The 14,571-nt window shown below is 72.7% G+C and carries 12 protein-coding genes; 5 read left to right on the forward strand and 7 right to left on the reverse strand.

The window, feature by feature from the left end; all coding sequences use genetic code 11:
* Positions 1 to 11 precede the first annotated feature (11 nt).
* Both I3F54_RS13545 and I3F54_RS13550 read right to left on the reverse strand, forming a co-directional pair.
* Positions 12 to 1,517: a cryptochrome/photolyase family protein gene (locus tag I3F54_RS13545; protein WP_240118967.1), complete on the reverse strand. Its 1,506-nt coding sequence runs from the start codon at positions 1,515 to 1,517 to the stop codon at positions 12 to 14.
* 132 nt (positions 1,518 to 1,649) lie between these two features.
* Entirely contained in the window at positions 1,650 to 2,216 is a 567-nt protein-coding gene (locus I3F54_RS13550; RefSeq protein ID WP_240118968.1) for a DUF4383 domain-containing protein, read from the reverse strand.
* 248 nt (positions 2,217 to 2,464) lie between these two features.
* Between I3F54_RS13550 and I3F54_RS13555 the strand changes: the two genes are divergently transcribed.
* Positions 2,465 to 3,532 carry a MerR family transcriptional regulator gene (locus I3F54_RS13555; RefSeq protein ID WP_240118969.1) on the forward strand — a complete coding sequence of 356 codons (1,068 nt, stop codon included), beginning with the start codon at positions 2,465 to 2,467 and terminating at the stop codon, positions 3,530 to 3,532.
* Positions 3,533 to 3,677: 145 nt separating this feature from the next.
* Here I3F54_RS13555 and I3F54_RS13560 read toward each other — a convergent pair whose 3' ends face one another.
* Together I3F54_RS13560 and I3F54_RS13565 are read right to left on the reverse strand one after the other, a co-directional pair.
* Positions 3,678 to 4,304, reverse strand: coding sequence for a sigma-70 family RNA polymerase sigma factor (locus tag I3F54_RS13560; protein WP_240118970.1), 627 nt, complete (start codon positions 4,302 to 4,304; stop codon positions 3,678 to 3,680).
* Positions 4,305 to 4,690: 386 nt separating this feature from the next.
* Positions 4,691 to 6,184 carry a long-chain fatty acid--CoA ligase gene (locus tag I3F54_RS13565; RefSeq protein WP_240118971.1) on the reverse strand — a complete coding sequence of 498 codons (1,494 nt, stop codon included), beginning with the start codon at positions 6,182 to 6,184 and terminating at the stop codon, positions 4,691 to 4,693.
* A gap of 159 nt (positions 6,185 to 6,343) precedes the next feature.
* Between I3F54_RS13565 and I3F54_RS13570 the strand changes: the two genes are divergently transcribed.
* Together I3F54_RS13570 and I3F54_RS13575 are read left to right on the forward strand one after the other, a co-directional pair.
* Positions 6,344 to 7,516 (forward strand): CdaR family transcriptional regulator, encoded by a 1,173-nt coding sequence (locus tag I3F54_RS13570; RefSeq protein ID WP_240118972.1) that lies wholly within the window; start codon positions 6,344 to 6,346, stop codon positions 7,514 to 7,516.
* Positions 7,517 to 7,748: 232 nt separating this feature from the next.
* Positions 7,749 to 8,246, forward strand: coding sequence for a peptidylprolyl isomerase (locus tag I3F54_RS13575; protein WP_240118973.1), 498 nt, complete (start codon positions 7,749 to 7,751; stop codon positions 8,244 to 8,246).
* A gap of 230 nt (positions 8,247 to 8,476) precedes the next feature.
* On the opposite strand, the gene I3F54_RS13580 is transcribed toward I3F54_RS13575, so the two are convergent.
* Together I3F54_RS13580 and I3F54_RS13585 are read right to left on the reverse strand one after the other, a co-directional pair.
* Entirely contained in the window at positions 8,477 to 9,274 is a 798-nt protein-coding gene (locus I3F54_RS13580; protein WP_240118974.1) for an SDR family NAD(P)-dependent oxidoreductase, read from the reverse strand.
* Entirely contained in the window at positions 9,271 to 10,278 is a 1,008-nt protein-coding gene (locus tag I3F54_RS13585; RefSeq protein ID WP_240118975.1) for an NADP-dependent oxidoreductase, read from the reverse strand. The genes I3F54_RS13580 and I3F54_RS13585 overlap by 4 nt, the downstream gene beginning before the upstream one ends.
* Positions 10,279 to 10,561: 283 nt before the next feature.
* Here I3F54_RS13585 and I3F54_RS13590 point away from each other — a divergent pair, with 283 nt between their 5' ends.
* Both I3F54_RS13590 and I3F54_RS13595 read left to right on the forward strand, forming a co-directional pair.
* A complete protein-coding gene (locus I3F54_RS13590; RefSeq protein ID WP_240118976.1) occupies positions 10,562 to 11,017 on the forward strand; it encodes a DUF485 domain-containing protein in 456 nt (151 codons plus the stop codon).
* On the forward strand, positions 11,014 to 12,630 hold the full coding sequence (locus tag I3F54_RS13595) for a cation acetate symporter (RefSeq protein ID WP_240118977.1): 1,617 nt from the start codon (positions 11,014 to 11,016) through the stop codon (positions 12,628 to 12,630). Before I3F54_RS13590 ends, I3F54_RS13595 begins: the two co-directional genes overlap by 4 nt.
* A gap of 662 nt (positions 12,631 to 13,292) precedes the next feature.
* Here the strand turns inward: I3F54_RS13595 and I3F54_RS13600 are convergent.
* Entirely contained in the window at positions 13,293 to 14,570 is a 1,278-nt protein-coding gene (locus I3F54_RS13600; protein WP_240118978.1) for an ABC transporter substrate-binding protein, read from the reverse strand.
* Position 14,571: the final 1 nt, after the last annotated feature.

The raw sequence follows: 14,571 nt of genomic DNA on the forward strand, positions 1-14,571 counted from the left end.
CCCGGTGGGGCTCAGGGTGGGGCGTCGCCCCGCTGCCGCTCCTGACGGAGCACTTCCCCCAGGTCACCGAGCCGGTCCAGCCCCCGTACCGCCTGAACGGTGCGCCGGTTGCCCGCCAGCAGGGAGCGGTGCCGGTGCAGGAAGGCCCAGTAGCCCGCGGTGTAGGGGCAGGCCCGCTCTCCCACGCGCTCGGTCGGCCGGTGGGCGCAGCCGCCGCAGAAGTCGCTCATGCGGTTGAGGTAGGCGCCGCCGGAGGTGTACGGCTTGGTGGTCATGCGCCCACCGTCGGCGTACTGGGACATGCCGACCACGTTGGGGAGCATCACCCAGTCGTAGCCGTCGACGAAGCAGCGGTGGAACCAGTCCGTCACCGCCCGCGGGTCCCAGCCTCGCTGGAGGGCGTGGCTGCCGAGGACCATCAGCCGTGGGATGTGATGGGTCCAGCCGGTGTCGCGCACGTCGGCGAGTGCCGTGGCCAGGCACCGTGCGGTGACCGCGTCGGCGTCCAGTTCGAGGAACCAGTCGGGGAGCGGCGCGTGGTGGCGCAGGGCGTTGCGTTCGCGGTACGCGTCGCCGAAGTACCAGTACAGCTGCCAGACGTACTCGCGCCATCCGGCGATCTGGCGGACGAAGCCCTCCACGCTGTTGATCGGCGCCCGGCCGGACCGCCAGGCGTCCTCGGCCTGTTCGACGCACTCGGCGGGGTCCAGCAGGCCGAGGTTGAGCGACGACGACAGCAGGCTGTGGCTCATCACCGGGTCCCGCGCGAGCACGGCGTCCTCGTACGGTCCGAAGCCGGCGAGCCGGTGGTCGACGAACCGCCGCAGTGCCGCGAGTGCTTCACGGCGCGTGGCGGGGAAGCGGCGGGGTCCGTCGCGGCCGACGAACCGGGCGGCGCCGTCGTGTTCCCACCGGTCGAGGTCGTGCCGCACCTCGTCGTCGATGTCGTCCTCACGTGGCCGGTAGGGGGCCGGGGCGCCCAGGGTGACGGCGCCCCTGGGCGGGGCCTCGCGGTTGGCGTGATCGTGGTTCCAGCGTCCGCCCGCCGGGGAGTCGCCGTCCATCAGCAGGTGCCGGCGGCGCCGGACCCGGCGGTAGAAGTCCTCCTGGCGCAGGCGCCCGCCGTCCAGGCCGTCGGCCCAGGCGCGGAAGTCGCCGTGCGGGACGAGGAAGCCCCGGGCGGGCAGCACGGTGACGGTGCCGAGGGACTCCACCAGCCGGAGCGCCGCGTGGGAGGTCGGGTGATGGACCGTCACCCGGCCCTCGCCGACGGCCTCGCGGAGTCCTTCGCGGTAGGTGTCGCAGCGGACGTAGCGGACCCGGTCGCCGAGTTCGGCGGCGCGGTGCCGCATCGCGGACAGGACGAGGTGGGCCTTGGCGCGGTGGAAGCGGCGACGGCGGAAGACCGAGCGGGCCTCGATCATCACCAGCGGCTCGTCCCGGCCGGGGCCGCCGGGGCCGGGGGTGAGGAAGTGGGGTCCGAGCTGGTCACCGAAGAGCCAGTGGAACGTGGTCATGGCAGGCGTCGTCTCCGTCGTCGGTACGCGTGCGGTCGAGGGCGGGGGCCGGCCATCCGGTCGGCGGACGTGGGACCACCGGTGCCGGTCGGCGGCTTGCCGCTGGCGGCTCGCAGGGGCCGCCGGCCGAGGTCACTCGGGCCGCCGCGGAAGCGGACCGGCGGTGGCGGACCCGGCTGCCGAGGTCGGTTCGGACGGCCGGGCGCGGCGCCGGGCCTCCAGGGACGCGCGGGCCGCCTCCCGGGGATGCCGGCGGCGCCAGTACGGGTTGTCGTGCGGCAACCTGCCGGACACACGTCCGTACATGCCGAAGGTGAGCAGGAGCAGGGCCATCACGAAGGCGAAGATGACGTTGCTCATGCCGAAGTCGAGGACGTTGGCGGAGCGGTCGAGGGTGAACAGGTGGATGTAGCCGCTGAGCAGGAACAACGTCCCGACGGTCAGGTTGAGGGTGGACGCCGTGTTGCCCCCGACGACGGCCCCGGCGAGCAGGACGAGTCCGACGACGACCGAGATCAGGCTCAGCAGGCCGTTGGTGCTGAGGCCGGCGATGCGGGTTCCGCCGGTGTCGAAGGGGCTCAGCCGGTCCGCGAACCCCAGGCAGCCGAACACCAACAGGGTGACGCCGCACAGCCCGGCGCCGTAGCGGTAGACCGTGGCGAGCCGGTGATCGACGGGAAGCTCGTCGCGCAGCTTCATGGTGTGTCCTCTCGGGTGGGGGCGGGATGCGCGGTGACACCGGTATCCCATCCGCTGTGATCTCTTTTCCGGAGGAAGGCGGTGAAGAGTTGCATTCCGATCGACTCCTTCGGACGGGGGCCGCCGGGGCTCCGTGCATCCGCGACGGGCCGCCGGGGCGAAGAAGGGCGTGCCCGGGCTCGCGCATGCCGGGCATGCGGCGACCGCCGCGCCTACCGCCGCAGAGAGGACGAGGCAGTGCGCGCACGATGGACGTGACCGGGGAGGAGCCGGCCGGCACGGGGGTGACGACCGGATTCCTCGCCCGCAGGCTCGGCGTCTCTCCCACGACACTGCGTTCCTGGGACCGGCGCTACGGACTGGGTCCGGCGACGCGGGTCCAGGGGCGTCACCGCCGCTGGACCCCTGACGACGTCGCCGTGGTGCAGGAGATGTGCCGTCTCACCGCCGCGGGCGTCCCGCCGGCGGAGGCGGCCCGCGCGGCCAGACTGAGGCATCCGCCCGCCCACGCCACCGCCGGTCCCACGCCGGACGCCCCGGCCCGCCCGGCCCGCCGGTCCGCGGCGGTCGAGGAGCAGCCCGCCGGGACGCGCTCGCACTCGGGAAGCGGTCTGCCGCTCGGAGACGTCCGCCTGGAGTGCCGCGGGCTGGCCCGCGCGGCCGTGCGGATGGACTCCGGAGCCGTCCGGGAGCAGGTGGCCGTCGCCGTCGCGTCCTACGGTCTGGTTCCCGCCTGGGAAACGGTCCTGACGCCCGCACTGCGTGCCGTCGGCCGCAAGTGGGAGTCGACCGGCGACCGGTACGTGGAGGTGGAGCACCTGCTGTCGTGGCACATCTCCGCGGCGCTGCGCAGCGCCTACGTCGAGGCGTCGCGGCGCCGTCCGGCGCTGGACCTCCCGCCGACGCTGCTGGCCTGCCTTCCGGGCGAGCAGCACACGCTGCCGCTGGAGGCGCTGGCGGCGGTGCTGGCCGAGCGCGGCCTGCCGGTGCTGATGCTCGGCGCTGCCGTGCCGTCCGAGGCGCTGCTGGCCGCCGTCCGGCGCACCGGGCCGGGCGCCGTGGTGCTGTGGTCGCAGTCCCGGAGCACCGCGGACACCGCGCTGGCGGGGCACATCGCCGACACGCGGTGGGGCGTGGCCGGCGCCCGCACGCGCAGCCGGGTCCTGCTCTGTGGTCCAGGGTGGGGCCTGCACCACACGCCGGCCCTGCTGCGCCCGCGCGGGCTGCCCGAGGCGGTCTCGACGGTGCTCACCGCGGTCGGGGCGCGTGCCCCGGCGGGCGCCGCGGAGGGGGCGGGACGAAGCGGCGGGACGTGACACCCGCCGCCACCGTCCGGCTCCCACCGCGTCGACCGGGCGGGAGGCTTCGTCCGGGTCGGACGCCGGGACTCCCGCACGCATGTCCCCTGGCAGGGGCGGTGCCGCAAGGCGCCCGCCCCGCGGGGACCGGGCGGGGCGGCGGTCAGGCCGGGCAGGCGACCTCGCTGTCCTGCAGGCATCGGCCGAGCCGGTGCAGTCCCCGGCGTGCGTGGCTCTTGACCGTGCCGAGCGGCCAGCCGGTCACCTGGGAGATCTGCGTCTGGGTGAGGTCGTCGTAGAAGGTGAGGCTGAGGACACGGCGCTGCGCCTCCGGTAGCTTCGCCATCGCCTGGTGCACCAGCACCCGGTCCAGTGCGCCCTGGAGTTCCGAGGTGCGGCACCGTTCGTCCAGCACCATGCGGGAGCCCGCCGCGGCCAGCAGTTCTCCGCGACGGGTGCGGGCGGACAGCGCGTCGGCCACTTTGCGGCGGGTGATGCCCACCAGCCAGGCGGACAGCGCGCCGCGGGCCGGGTCGAAGCCCTTCCGGCCGCGCCAGGCGGCGAGGAACACGCTCTGGGTGATGTCCTCGGCCTCGCCCGCATCACCGACACCGCGCCGGGCGAGGGCGTAGACCAGCGGCTTCCACGCCCGGTGGACGTCGGCCAGCGCGCTCTCGTCCCCGTCGAGGAAGCGGGCGGCCAGTGCGGCGTCGGCGCCGGGCACGTCCTCCTGCGGCCGGCCCGTGGCCCGGCTCGTGGCGTCGGTGCGGACTTCCTGGCGTGCGGTCATGGCGACCACTCCCGGCTCGGACGGTGTGTGTCCGCACGGTGCGCGGACCCGACGGGCAGATCCGGCTGCGCCGTCCCGCTCACCGTCACGCAAAACGATGCAGCCGAACAACTCGCATCGTCCTTGCACCGTTTTGCCGCGTCCGTCGCGCCCGGCCGACCGCAGGCGCAGTGCGTCGCCGCGGCCGGGCACGCTCCCGCGCGCCGCCGTGAATCCCGCGGACCGCTCCCTACGCCGGAGAACGGACTCGAACTCCTGCGTGCCCTGCCTGGCAGGCAGCACGGGCCGGCGGCGGGGCCGGTCCGACCCCGATGGCAAACAGTCCACGTCCGCTGTCGCGGGACAGCGGCGCGTGGTCCGCGGACGACCGCACGGACGGCCCTCCGTCAGCGGGCCGGGGCCGTGATCTCCCGCTTGAGGATCTTGCCGCTCGGGCCCATGGGCAGCGCGTCCACCAGCCAGACCTTCCGGGGGTACTTGTAGGCGGCGACGCGCTCGCGCACGAACTCCCGGATCTCCTCGGCCGTCACCCCGGCGCCCGGCCGCAGGACCACCGCCGCGGCCACTTCCTCGCCGAGGCGCTCGTCGGGCACGCCGAGGACGGCGGCCAGGGCCACCGCCGGGTGCTCGTGCAGGACCTCCTCGATCTCGCGCGGGTAGACGTTGTAGCCGCCGCGGATGACGAGGTCCTTCTTGCGGTCGACGATGTAGAGGTAGCCGTCCTCGTCCCGGCGGGCCAGGTCGCCGGTGCGCAGCCAGCCGTCCGGGACGGCGGCGGCGGTCTCCTCGGGACGGTTCCAGTAGCCCTTCATCAGGTTCGGCCCGCGCACGGCCAGCTCGCCGACCTCACCCGGGGCGACGTCGCGGCCGGCGTCGTCCACCAGCCGCACCTCGACGTCGCGGATGGGCGTGCCCACGGAACCGGGCTTGCGGGGCCGGTCGGGGTGGTTGAAGGAGACGACGGGGCTGGTCTCCGACATCCCGAAGCCCTCCAGCACCATGCATCCGAACCGCTCCTCGAACGCGTGCAGGATCTCCACCGGCAGCGACGCGCCGCCCGAGATGCACATGCGCAGCGTGGAGACGTCGGCCTCGGCCGCCGCCGTGTGCTGCAGGAGCGCCGCGTACATGGTGGGCACGCCCTCGAAGACCGTCGCCCGGTCGCGTGCGACGGCGTCCAGCACCGTCTGCGGGTCGAAGCGGGGCACCAGGGTCAGTGAGGCGCCGCTGCGCACAGCGACGTTCATGGTGCAGGTCTGGCCGAAGATGTGGAACAGCGGCAGACAGCCCACGACGACGTCGTCCGGCGTCATCCGCTGCACCTCGGTGACGTTGACGTCGGTGTTGTGCCGCAGTCCGGCGTGGGTGAGCGCGGCTCCCTTGGGTCGGCCGGTGGTGCCGGAGGTGTACAGCAGGACGGCGATGTCGTCCGCGGCGACGGGGGCGGTACCGGCCTGCGGTTCCTGCCCGGCCAGGCGGGCTGCGAACGCCTCGGGCTCCACGGAGATGCACCGCACCCCGGCGGCGACCGCTCCCTCGGTGCCCTCCCCGGGCGCGGCATGCCACTCAAGGAGCAGCACGGCGCCGCAGTCGCCCAGGTGGTACGCGGTCTCACGGGCCTTGAGCAGCGGGTTGAGCGGGACCACGATCCCGCCGGCACGCAGGATGCCGTAGTAGAGGACGACGAACTCCGGCACGTTCGGCAGCATCAGGGCGACCCGGTCGCCGGCGCGCAGGCCCTCGGCGCGCAGCAGCGCGGCAGCCTGGGCACTCAGCCGGTCGAGCTCCGCGTAGGTCAGGGTGGCCGTGCCCAGGCGCAGCGCGGGGCGCTCCGGCTGCCGACCTGCCGTCTCGACCAGGAACTCCGCCAGATTGGCCATGATGCCTCCTTGCACACATGATCGTGGCGCTGCGGACGGGCCGCCGCCGATGCTCACGGCATGGTGGCTCCCTGGCCGGCGCGCGTCCATGGCCGCACCGACAGTGCCCGCCCCGGTGAATTGTCCAGGGGAACAAGAAGATGGCTGTACGCTGCATTGATGGGTCTTTCGGAGGTGGGCACGGCGCTGCGGGCGCGCGTCCCGGAGCTGGGCGAACGGATGGCGGAGCGCATCCGTGACGAGGTCGAGTCCTATGCGGACGAGTCGCTGATTCCGTTCGCGTCGCTGCGGCACTCCTGCCGGGGCAACGCCGACCTGATCCTCCGGCACATCGCCACCGGCCCGGACTCGGCGACCGACGTACGGCCCGCGCGGGACACCGGGCGGCTGCGCGCCGAGCAGGGCGTGCCGCTGGCCGACACGCTGCACGCCTACCGCGTCGGCTCCGAGTTCCTGTGGGCACAGGTCGTGGCCGAGGCACCCCGGCATCCCCAGGTCACGGACGCGCACCTGGTGGCGGGATCGTCGGAGATCTGGGCACTGTCCGGCCGCTACGCGGAGGCCGTGGCCGCCGCCTACCGCGAGACGAGCGCCGAGCTGGTGCTCCAGCGGGAGGCCCGCCGTTCGGCTCTGGTGGAAGCCCTTCTCTCGGGCGCCCTCGCGGGGTCCGCGACCCCGTGGGAGGTGGCCCGGCAGCTCGGCCTGCCCGAGCGGGGACCCTACGCCGTGGTCGCGGCGTCCGTTCCGGATCCGGGTCAGGAGCCGCTGCCCGGGATCGAGGCAGCGCTGCGCCAGGCGCACCTGGCTTCGGCCTGGCGGCTGCTGCCCGACGAGCAGATCGGGCTGGTCGCGCTGGCGCGCCAGGACGCGGAGGCGGTGGTCCTGAGGGAACTGCGGCGCTGTCGGGCACGGGTGGGGGTCAGCCCGCGGTTCGACGCGCTGCGGGACACGCCCCAGGCGCTGCGCTTCGCCCGGCTGGCGCTGTCCGGGCTGACGGGCGACGAAGCCGGCGTGGCCCGGTTCGACGACAGCCCGCTCACCATGGTCGTCGCCGCGGCACCCGCGGAGGCGACCCGTCTGGTGCAGGTCGCCATGGGGCCGCTGCTCGACCTGCCCGAGGCGGAGCGCGCGCGGCTGCTGGGGACCCTGGGGCACTGGTTCTCCGCGGGCGGCGTCGCGGCGGAGGCGGCGGACCGCCTCTACGTCCACCCGAACACCGTGCGCTACCGGCTGCGCCGCATCGAGAAGCTGACGAGGCGTTCGCTCTCCGACCCGGCGGCCGTCGCCGACCTCGGCGCCGCCCTGCATGCCCTGCGCCTCGTCCCCCGGTGACACCGGCGCGCGCGATCCCGGGCAGAGCCGGGTCGGTTCAGGCGGCGGCCGGAGAACCTGAGCCGGCTGTCCCGCCATGCGTCGCGCCGCGTGAGGGCCGAGGTGGCGGCGCGATTCGTTCCGTTCGCCCTCCCGCTCGGCGCGTCGCGGTTCCTGCCGGGCCGGGCGACACGGACCGGCAGGTGAGGGGGGCGTGTGCGCGCGCCCGCCCGGATGCTGGGAGGATGGGGGTATGACGATCAAGACCTACTTCGACATCACGATCAACGACGAGCCCGCCGGGCGCATCGTGTTCAACCTCTTCGAGGACGTCGTCCCGAAGACCGCCGAGAACTTCCGCGCCCTGTGCACGGGCGAGAAGGGCTTCGGTTACGCCGGCTCGAGCTTCCACCGCGTCATCCCGGCTTTCATGCTCCAGGGCGGTGACTTCACCCGCGGCAACGGCACCGGCGGCAAGAGCATCTACGGCGAGAAGTTCGCCGACGAGAACTTCCAGCTCAAGCACGACAAGCCGGGCCTGCTGTCCATGGCCAACGCCGGCCCCAACACCAACGGCTCCCAGTTCTTCATCACGACGATCGTCACCGACTGGCTCGACGGCAAGCACGTCGTCTTCGGCGAGGTCGCCGACGAGGAGAGCATGAAGCTCGTCAAGAAGATCGAGTCGCTGGGCAGCCACAGCGGGGCGACCACCGCGAAGGTCACCATCGCCGCCAGCGGGCAGCTCTGACCCGCCACCGCACTCCGGCAGGCTCCGGGACCGGAGCCTGCCGGTGCCCGGCGCGCCCGCGCGCGGTGTCCCGCCCGCGGGCCGAGGTCGGGGTGCGGCCGAACCGTATGCGTGCCGTCCTCGGCAGGACGTCCTGACTCAGGGCTCCTCGGCCGCGGTCGTGTGGAGCCGCCTCTCCGGAAGGCACCCGTGCGCCGTCGCGCCCTTCGGAGACCTGAGGCGTCCCGGTCTCACGCCGCGGCCGGCTCGCCCGGTCCGGGGACGGTGCGGAAACGGAACGGCTCCGGGTCGCGTCCGGCCTGGATGAACCAGCATTCGCCGGTACCGCCGCCCGCGACGATCCGCAGCACCGTGTCCGCCACGACCTGGGCCGGGATGATCGGCAGTCCCTGCTCGGCGAGCATGTCACGCAGCGGATCGATGATCCGCGACTCGGCGAACCCCGGGCAGACGGCGTTGAAGCGCACGTTCTCCGTCGCCAGAGCCGGCCCGAGGGAGCGGGCGAGTCCCACGACCGCGTGCTTGTTGGCCGCGTAGAGGGGATCGAGCGGTACGGCCGCCAGGCCCGCGAGGGAGGCGGTCGCCACGATCACCCCTCCGCCGCGGGCCCGCATCGCCGGCAGCAGCGCGTGGGTGCCGAAGACCACGCCGTCGAGGTTGGCCCCCATCGCGCGGCGGTAGCGTGCCAGGTCGAAGTCCTCGCCGAGGCCGCATCCGGTCGCCACCCCGGCATTGAGCAACGCGATGTCGACACCGCCGCACTGCTCCTCGGTGAACTCCACCAGCGCGCGGTTGGCGTCGGGGTCCGAGACGTCACAGGCACGGAAGTGCCCGCCGGCCATCTCGGCCACCTCGCGGCCACCCCGCGCGTCGAGGTCCGCGACGACCACGCGCGCGCCCGCCTCGGCCAGCGTCAGGGCCGTGGCACGGCCCAGTCCGCTGGCCCCGCCGGTGACGATGGCGACCTTGCCCCGGAGCGCGACGCCGTCCGTCCATCCCGTTCCGGCGGCCCTCTCGGAGGCGGTCATGCCAGCTCCAGGACGAGCTTGCCGACGTTCTCCCCGCGGAAGAGCATCCCCAGTGTCTCGGGGAAGTCGTCCACACTCCCCGTCACCACGTGTTCCTTGACCTTGATGCGGCCGGCTCCGATCCAGGCGGAGATCTCCCGAGCGGCCTGCGCGTAGCGCTCGGCGTAGTCGAAGACGACGAAACCCTCCATCCGTGCGCGACGCACCAGCAGCGAGAGGTAGTTGGAGGGGCCCTTGACCGGCGTGGTGTTGTTGTACTGACTGATCGCACCGCAGACGACGACGCGTGCGTGCATGGCCAGTCGCGTCAGGGCCGCGTCGAGGACGTCCCCTCCGACGTTGTCGAAGTAGACGTCGATGCCGTCGGGGGCGTGCCGGCGCAGCGCCTTCCTGACGTCCTCGGCGCGGTAGTCGATCACCGCATCGAACCCCAGTTCGTCGGTGAGCATGGCGCACTTCTCCGGCCCCCCGGCGATGCCGACGACCCGGCAGCCCTTGGCCTTCGCGATCTGACCGGCGATACTGCCGACCGCCCCGGCCGCCCCCGACACCACGACGGTCTCGCCGTCCTTCAGCGCCCCGACGTCCAGCAGGCCGAAGTAGGCGGTCATGCCGGGCATGCCCAGCGCGCCGAGGTACGTCGAGGGCGCGGCGAGGGAGGTGTCGACCTTCATGGCACCCCTGCCGTCGGAGACCACGTACTCCTGGACGCCGAACGTGCCGACCACGTGATCGCCCGGCTGGAAGCCGGGGTGGTTGGACGCGGTGACCTCGATGACCGATCCGGCGCGCATCACCTCGCCGATGCCCACGGGCGGCAGGTAGGAGGGACGGTCGTCCAGCCAGCCCCGCATCGCCGGGTCCAGGGAGATGACGCGCGTCCGGCCCACGAACCGGCCCGGACCCGGCTCGGTGACGGGTTCTGAACAGTGTTGCCAGTCATCGGGTTTGACCTCGCCCACCGGGCGGGCTGCCAGACGGACCTGGCGGTTGGTCGCAGGCATCGTGCCTCCTGTCGTTCACGGCTTCGCCGCAGGGTACCGACCGGTAGGTATGTCGACGGGTGTGAGGTTCACCATACGGCGGGCGCCCGGGCGGGGAGTCGCCCGGGCCATGCCCGAACGGCACCGCACGGACGGTGACCGCACGACACCGGTCGGGAACCGTACCGACCCCGAAACGTGACCCGCAGCAGCCTTACCGGTCATTCCGACCAGTCGGTATCGTGCGCCGCCAACCGTTCCCCCATCACCTCCACGGATCCGAGCCGTAGCGGAAGGCCCTGCGATGACATTCGCCGACGAGAACCGGTACCCGCCCTCAGAGACGGGATGGCCGCCGCCCCATCCCGGGCCCCGTGCGTACCGGGACGGCACCCCCCGGTACGCGTCGTACGGGCAGGCACCGTGGGACGAACCACACGCGCACGACGCGCACCGGCGCGGTGTCGACCTCGCCGCCCTGCGCTCGGCCTACCGCCTGCTCCGCCGGACGTCCACGCTCGCAGCGCTCGGCTCCTTCGTGGTGTACGTCGTGCTGTCCTGCTACGCCCCCGGTCTGATGGGGGCCGGGATCGCCGGAGAGCTGAGCCTGGGAACGGCCCTCGGGGTGCTCCAGCTCCTCGTCACCTTCGCGGCGGTCTTCTGGTACGGACGCAGTGCGCAACGCTCGGTGGATCCGCTGGCCCGCAATGTCAGGGAGCAGGCCGTCGCCACCGGCCGCACCACGGGGGTGACGAGATGAACGCCTTCGACTCGGGGACGCAGACCACCGTCCTGGTGCTGTTCACCGCACTGGTCACCGTCACACTGCTCATGTGCGTGATGGCGGGGCCGGAACGCGACGACCTGACGAACTTCTACACCGGCTACCGCTCCCTCACCCCGCTCCAGAACGGTCTGGCGATCGCGGGCGACTACATCTCCGCGGCCACGGTGCTGAGCACCACCGGCATCATCGCGCTCGCCGGATACGACGGCTACGTCCTCGCGGTCAGCACCGCCCTGTCCCTGGTGCTGCTGATGTTCCTGCTGGCCGAACCCCTGCGCAACGCGGGCCGGTTCACCATGGGTGACGTCCTGGCCCGCAACATGCCGGGACGGAGCGTGCGTGTCGCGTCCTGCGTGGTGACGTTGTCGGCGACCCTTCCCTTCCTGGTCGTCCAGCTCTCCGGGGCAGGCTCGCTGCTCACCTTCATCCTCAACATCCCGCACGTGGCGGGCGCCAGGACGGCGAGCATCGTCATCGTCGGCAGCCTGATGATCATCTACGCGGCGCTCGGCGGGATGAGAGGTACCGCGCTCATCCAGATGATCAAGATCGTGCTCCTGCTCGGCACCAGCGTCGTCGTCGCCGCTCTCGTGCTGAACCGCTTCGACTGGAACCTCGGCGACGTGCTCAGGGCGGCCCAGCACGGCAGCGGCGCAGGCCCCGCCTACCTCCAGCAGGGCCTTCAGCTGGGCACGTCGGCCGTCGACCGGCTGGACTTCGTCGGTCTTCAGATCACCGTCGTCCTCGGCGCGGCCTGCCTGCCGCACATCACCATGCGCCTGTACTCCGCACAGGACGCGCCGGCCGTGCGTCGCTCGATGTCGTGGGCGGTGGGCACGGTCACCACGTTCTGCCTCCTCGTGATCATCATGGGTACGGGGGCGGCGGCGCTGGTGGGGTCGCGGTACATCACCGCCACCGACCCGCACGGCAGAACGTCGGTGCTCATGCTCTCGCAGGTGCTCGGCGGCGCCCCCACCTCCGCAGGCTCGACGATCCTCTACTCTGCCGTGGCCGGCATGGTGTTCATCACCCTGCTGTCGTCGGTCGCGGGGATGACGCTGGCCGCGGCCTCCTCGCTCGCCCACGACCTGTTCGCCCACGCGGCGCGGCGGGGACGGGCCGAGCCGCGTACGGAGATGACGGTGGCCGCGTGGACGAGCGTGGCCGTGGGCATCATCGCCATCGGTCTCTCCACCCTGGTCCAGAACTGGGACGTCGGCGTGCTGACCACTCTGGCCATCTGCATGGGCGCGTCCGCAGTCGCACCCGCGCTCACCTACTCCCTGTTCTGGCTAGGATTCACGCGCACCGGCCTGCTGGCCACCCTGTACGGCGGCGCGGCCTGCGCGCTGCTGCTCATGGTCTTCTCCAAGGCCGTTTCCGGCACACCGTCCGCCATCTTCCCGGACGCCGACTTCGACCTCTTCCCCATGCAGTCCACCGGGCTGGTGTCCATCCCCTTCGGCTACCTGGCGGGGTGGCTGGGCAGTCGGCTGGACCACCGCCGCCGCACCGCCGCGAGCCTTGAGAGCCGGCGGCTGTACGAGGAGAGCGAGGCACGGCTGCTCGCCGCAGCCGAATGACCCCGAGGGTGTGGGCGGGCTGCGCGCACGGCCACGGTGCCGCCGCAGCAGTCCGCCCGGGCCCCGGTCGCGTGACGGTTCGCTCCGCCCCGGCCGCCGCAGGGCCGCGTCGGCGCTCGGCGCCCTTTCACACGGGCTGATCGCCTTGTCGGCTCCGGCGTCGCAGCCGCCGCTGTTCCGTTCGCCGCCGCTCGACCGGTCACGCCCGGTGGGAGCGCAGCCTCCCCTGCCGCGTGGCGGCCCGCGTGCTGCCGGGGCCCAGCTGGGCTCCACCACGGTGTCCGGGGCGTCCAGGCCGGTGCCGGTCGGCTCCTCGAAGCGGCGCAGCCGGTCCTTACGACATGGACATGCAAGAGCCGCGCGCGAAACCCGCGCGGGATGCTCCCGCGCGGGAAACCCGCGCGGGAGCATCGGTGACCTGCGCCGGCGTCTCCCCCCTCCTCCGCCGCCGCGGCCACCGCCGCCCTGGTCGGCGAGGAGGGCACCCGTGGCCTGCCCGTGGTCGGTGACGCCACGGATCGCGGCCAATCCTCGGCCATGGTCGCCGAGCCCCTCCGTGAACTCGGCGTGCTCGACGCGATGGTGGTCAACGTCGGCGGTCTGGTGGTCGACGGTTTGCTGAACTCCGTCTGAGCACGTGGGCGACGGTCCGCCCCGCCGGCTCACTTCGTGAGCGGGCCGAACTCCTTGCGGGTGTCCACCGGCTCCCCGAACACCTGCCACCGCTCGCCCTTGAACCGCATCAGCTGCATCGTCTCGATCGGGAAGGCGTCGCCGGGGCCCGTGGACAGGGTGACACCGGGCAGCAGCAGTCCCACCTTCACGTCCTTGAGGTTGCGCACCGCGTCCCGCAGCCCTTCCCTGGTCGGGCACTTCATCGTGTCCAGGGCCTTGTGGAGGCTGGAGGCGACGGCCCAGCCGTAGGCGTTGAACTGGTTGGCCGGGTCGGCGTCGGGGGCGTACTTGTGCAGGGCGTCGCGGTAGGCCTTCATCTCGGGGTCGTTCGCCCACTGCGGGTCGGCGGGGTCCTTGAAGTAGGTCGCCGAGACTACGCCCTGCACGTTCTCGAACCCGACGGGCCGGAGCACGGCGGCGGACGCGGCCACGTTGTTCACGATGTGCAGCGGGTTCCACTTGGTGTTCTTGGCGTCGGCGGCGAGGGCCTGGCTGCCGAACTTGGGGGTGGTGACGTCCAGCAGCACGTCCGCCCCGGAGCGGGCGAGGTTCGTCATCTGGGCCGACACGGAGGGGTCGGTGACCTCGTAGCTCTCCTCGGCGACCACCTGGATGCCACTGCCCGCGACGGCCTTCTTGAACCCGCCGAGCAGGTCCTTGCCGAAGTCGTCGTTCTGGTAGAGGACCGCCACCCTGGCGTTGGGCCGCTCGTCCTTGAGGTACTTGGCGTACACCCGGGCCTCGGCCACGTAGTTGGGCTGCCACCCGATGGTCCAGGGATGCTGGTCGTCGGTGCCCCAGACGGAGGCGCCGGTGGCGACGAAGGGCTGCGGCACCTTCTGCTTGCCGAGGTAGTCCCACACGGCCGCCGTGGAGGGAGTGCCCAGGGTCTGGAACACGGCGAAGACCTTCTCCTGCTCGACGAGTCTGCGGGCCTCCTCGACCGCCTTGGGCGGTTGGTAGCCGTCGTCGCGGACGACGAACTCCACCTTGCGGCCGTCTATGCCGCCCTGCTCGTTGACGTACTTGAAGTAGGCGGCCACGCCCTTGCTGATCGTGCCGTACGCGGAGGCGGGTCCCGACAGGGGGTAGATGCCGCCCAGCTTGACGGTCGTGTCGGTGATGCCGGTGGTCTGCTGGCCCTTGCACGCACCGTCGGCGGCGGTGTCCTGGGCGTCCTGCCCTCGCCGGCTGCTGCACGCGGTTGCGGTGAGCAGGGCGGCTGTCACGGCTGCGGCTGCCCGCAGAGCGGTCGTCTTGCGCATG

Source organism: Streptomyces sp. MUM 2J (genome assembly GCF_022414535.1).
In the GTDB taxonomy this organism is placed as follows: Bacteria; Actinomycetota; Actinomycetes; order Streptomycetales; family Streptomycetaceae; genus Streptomyces.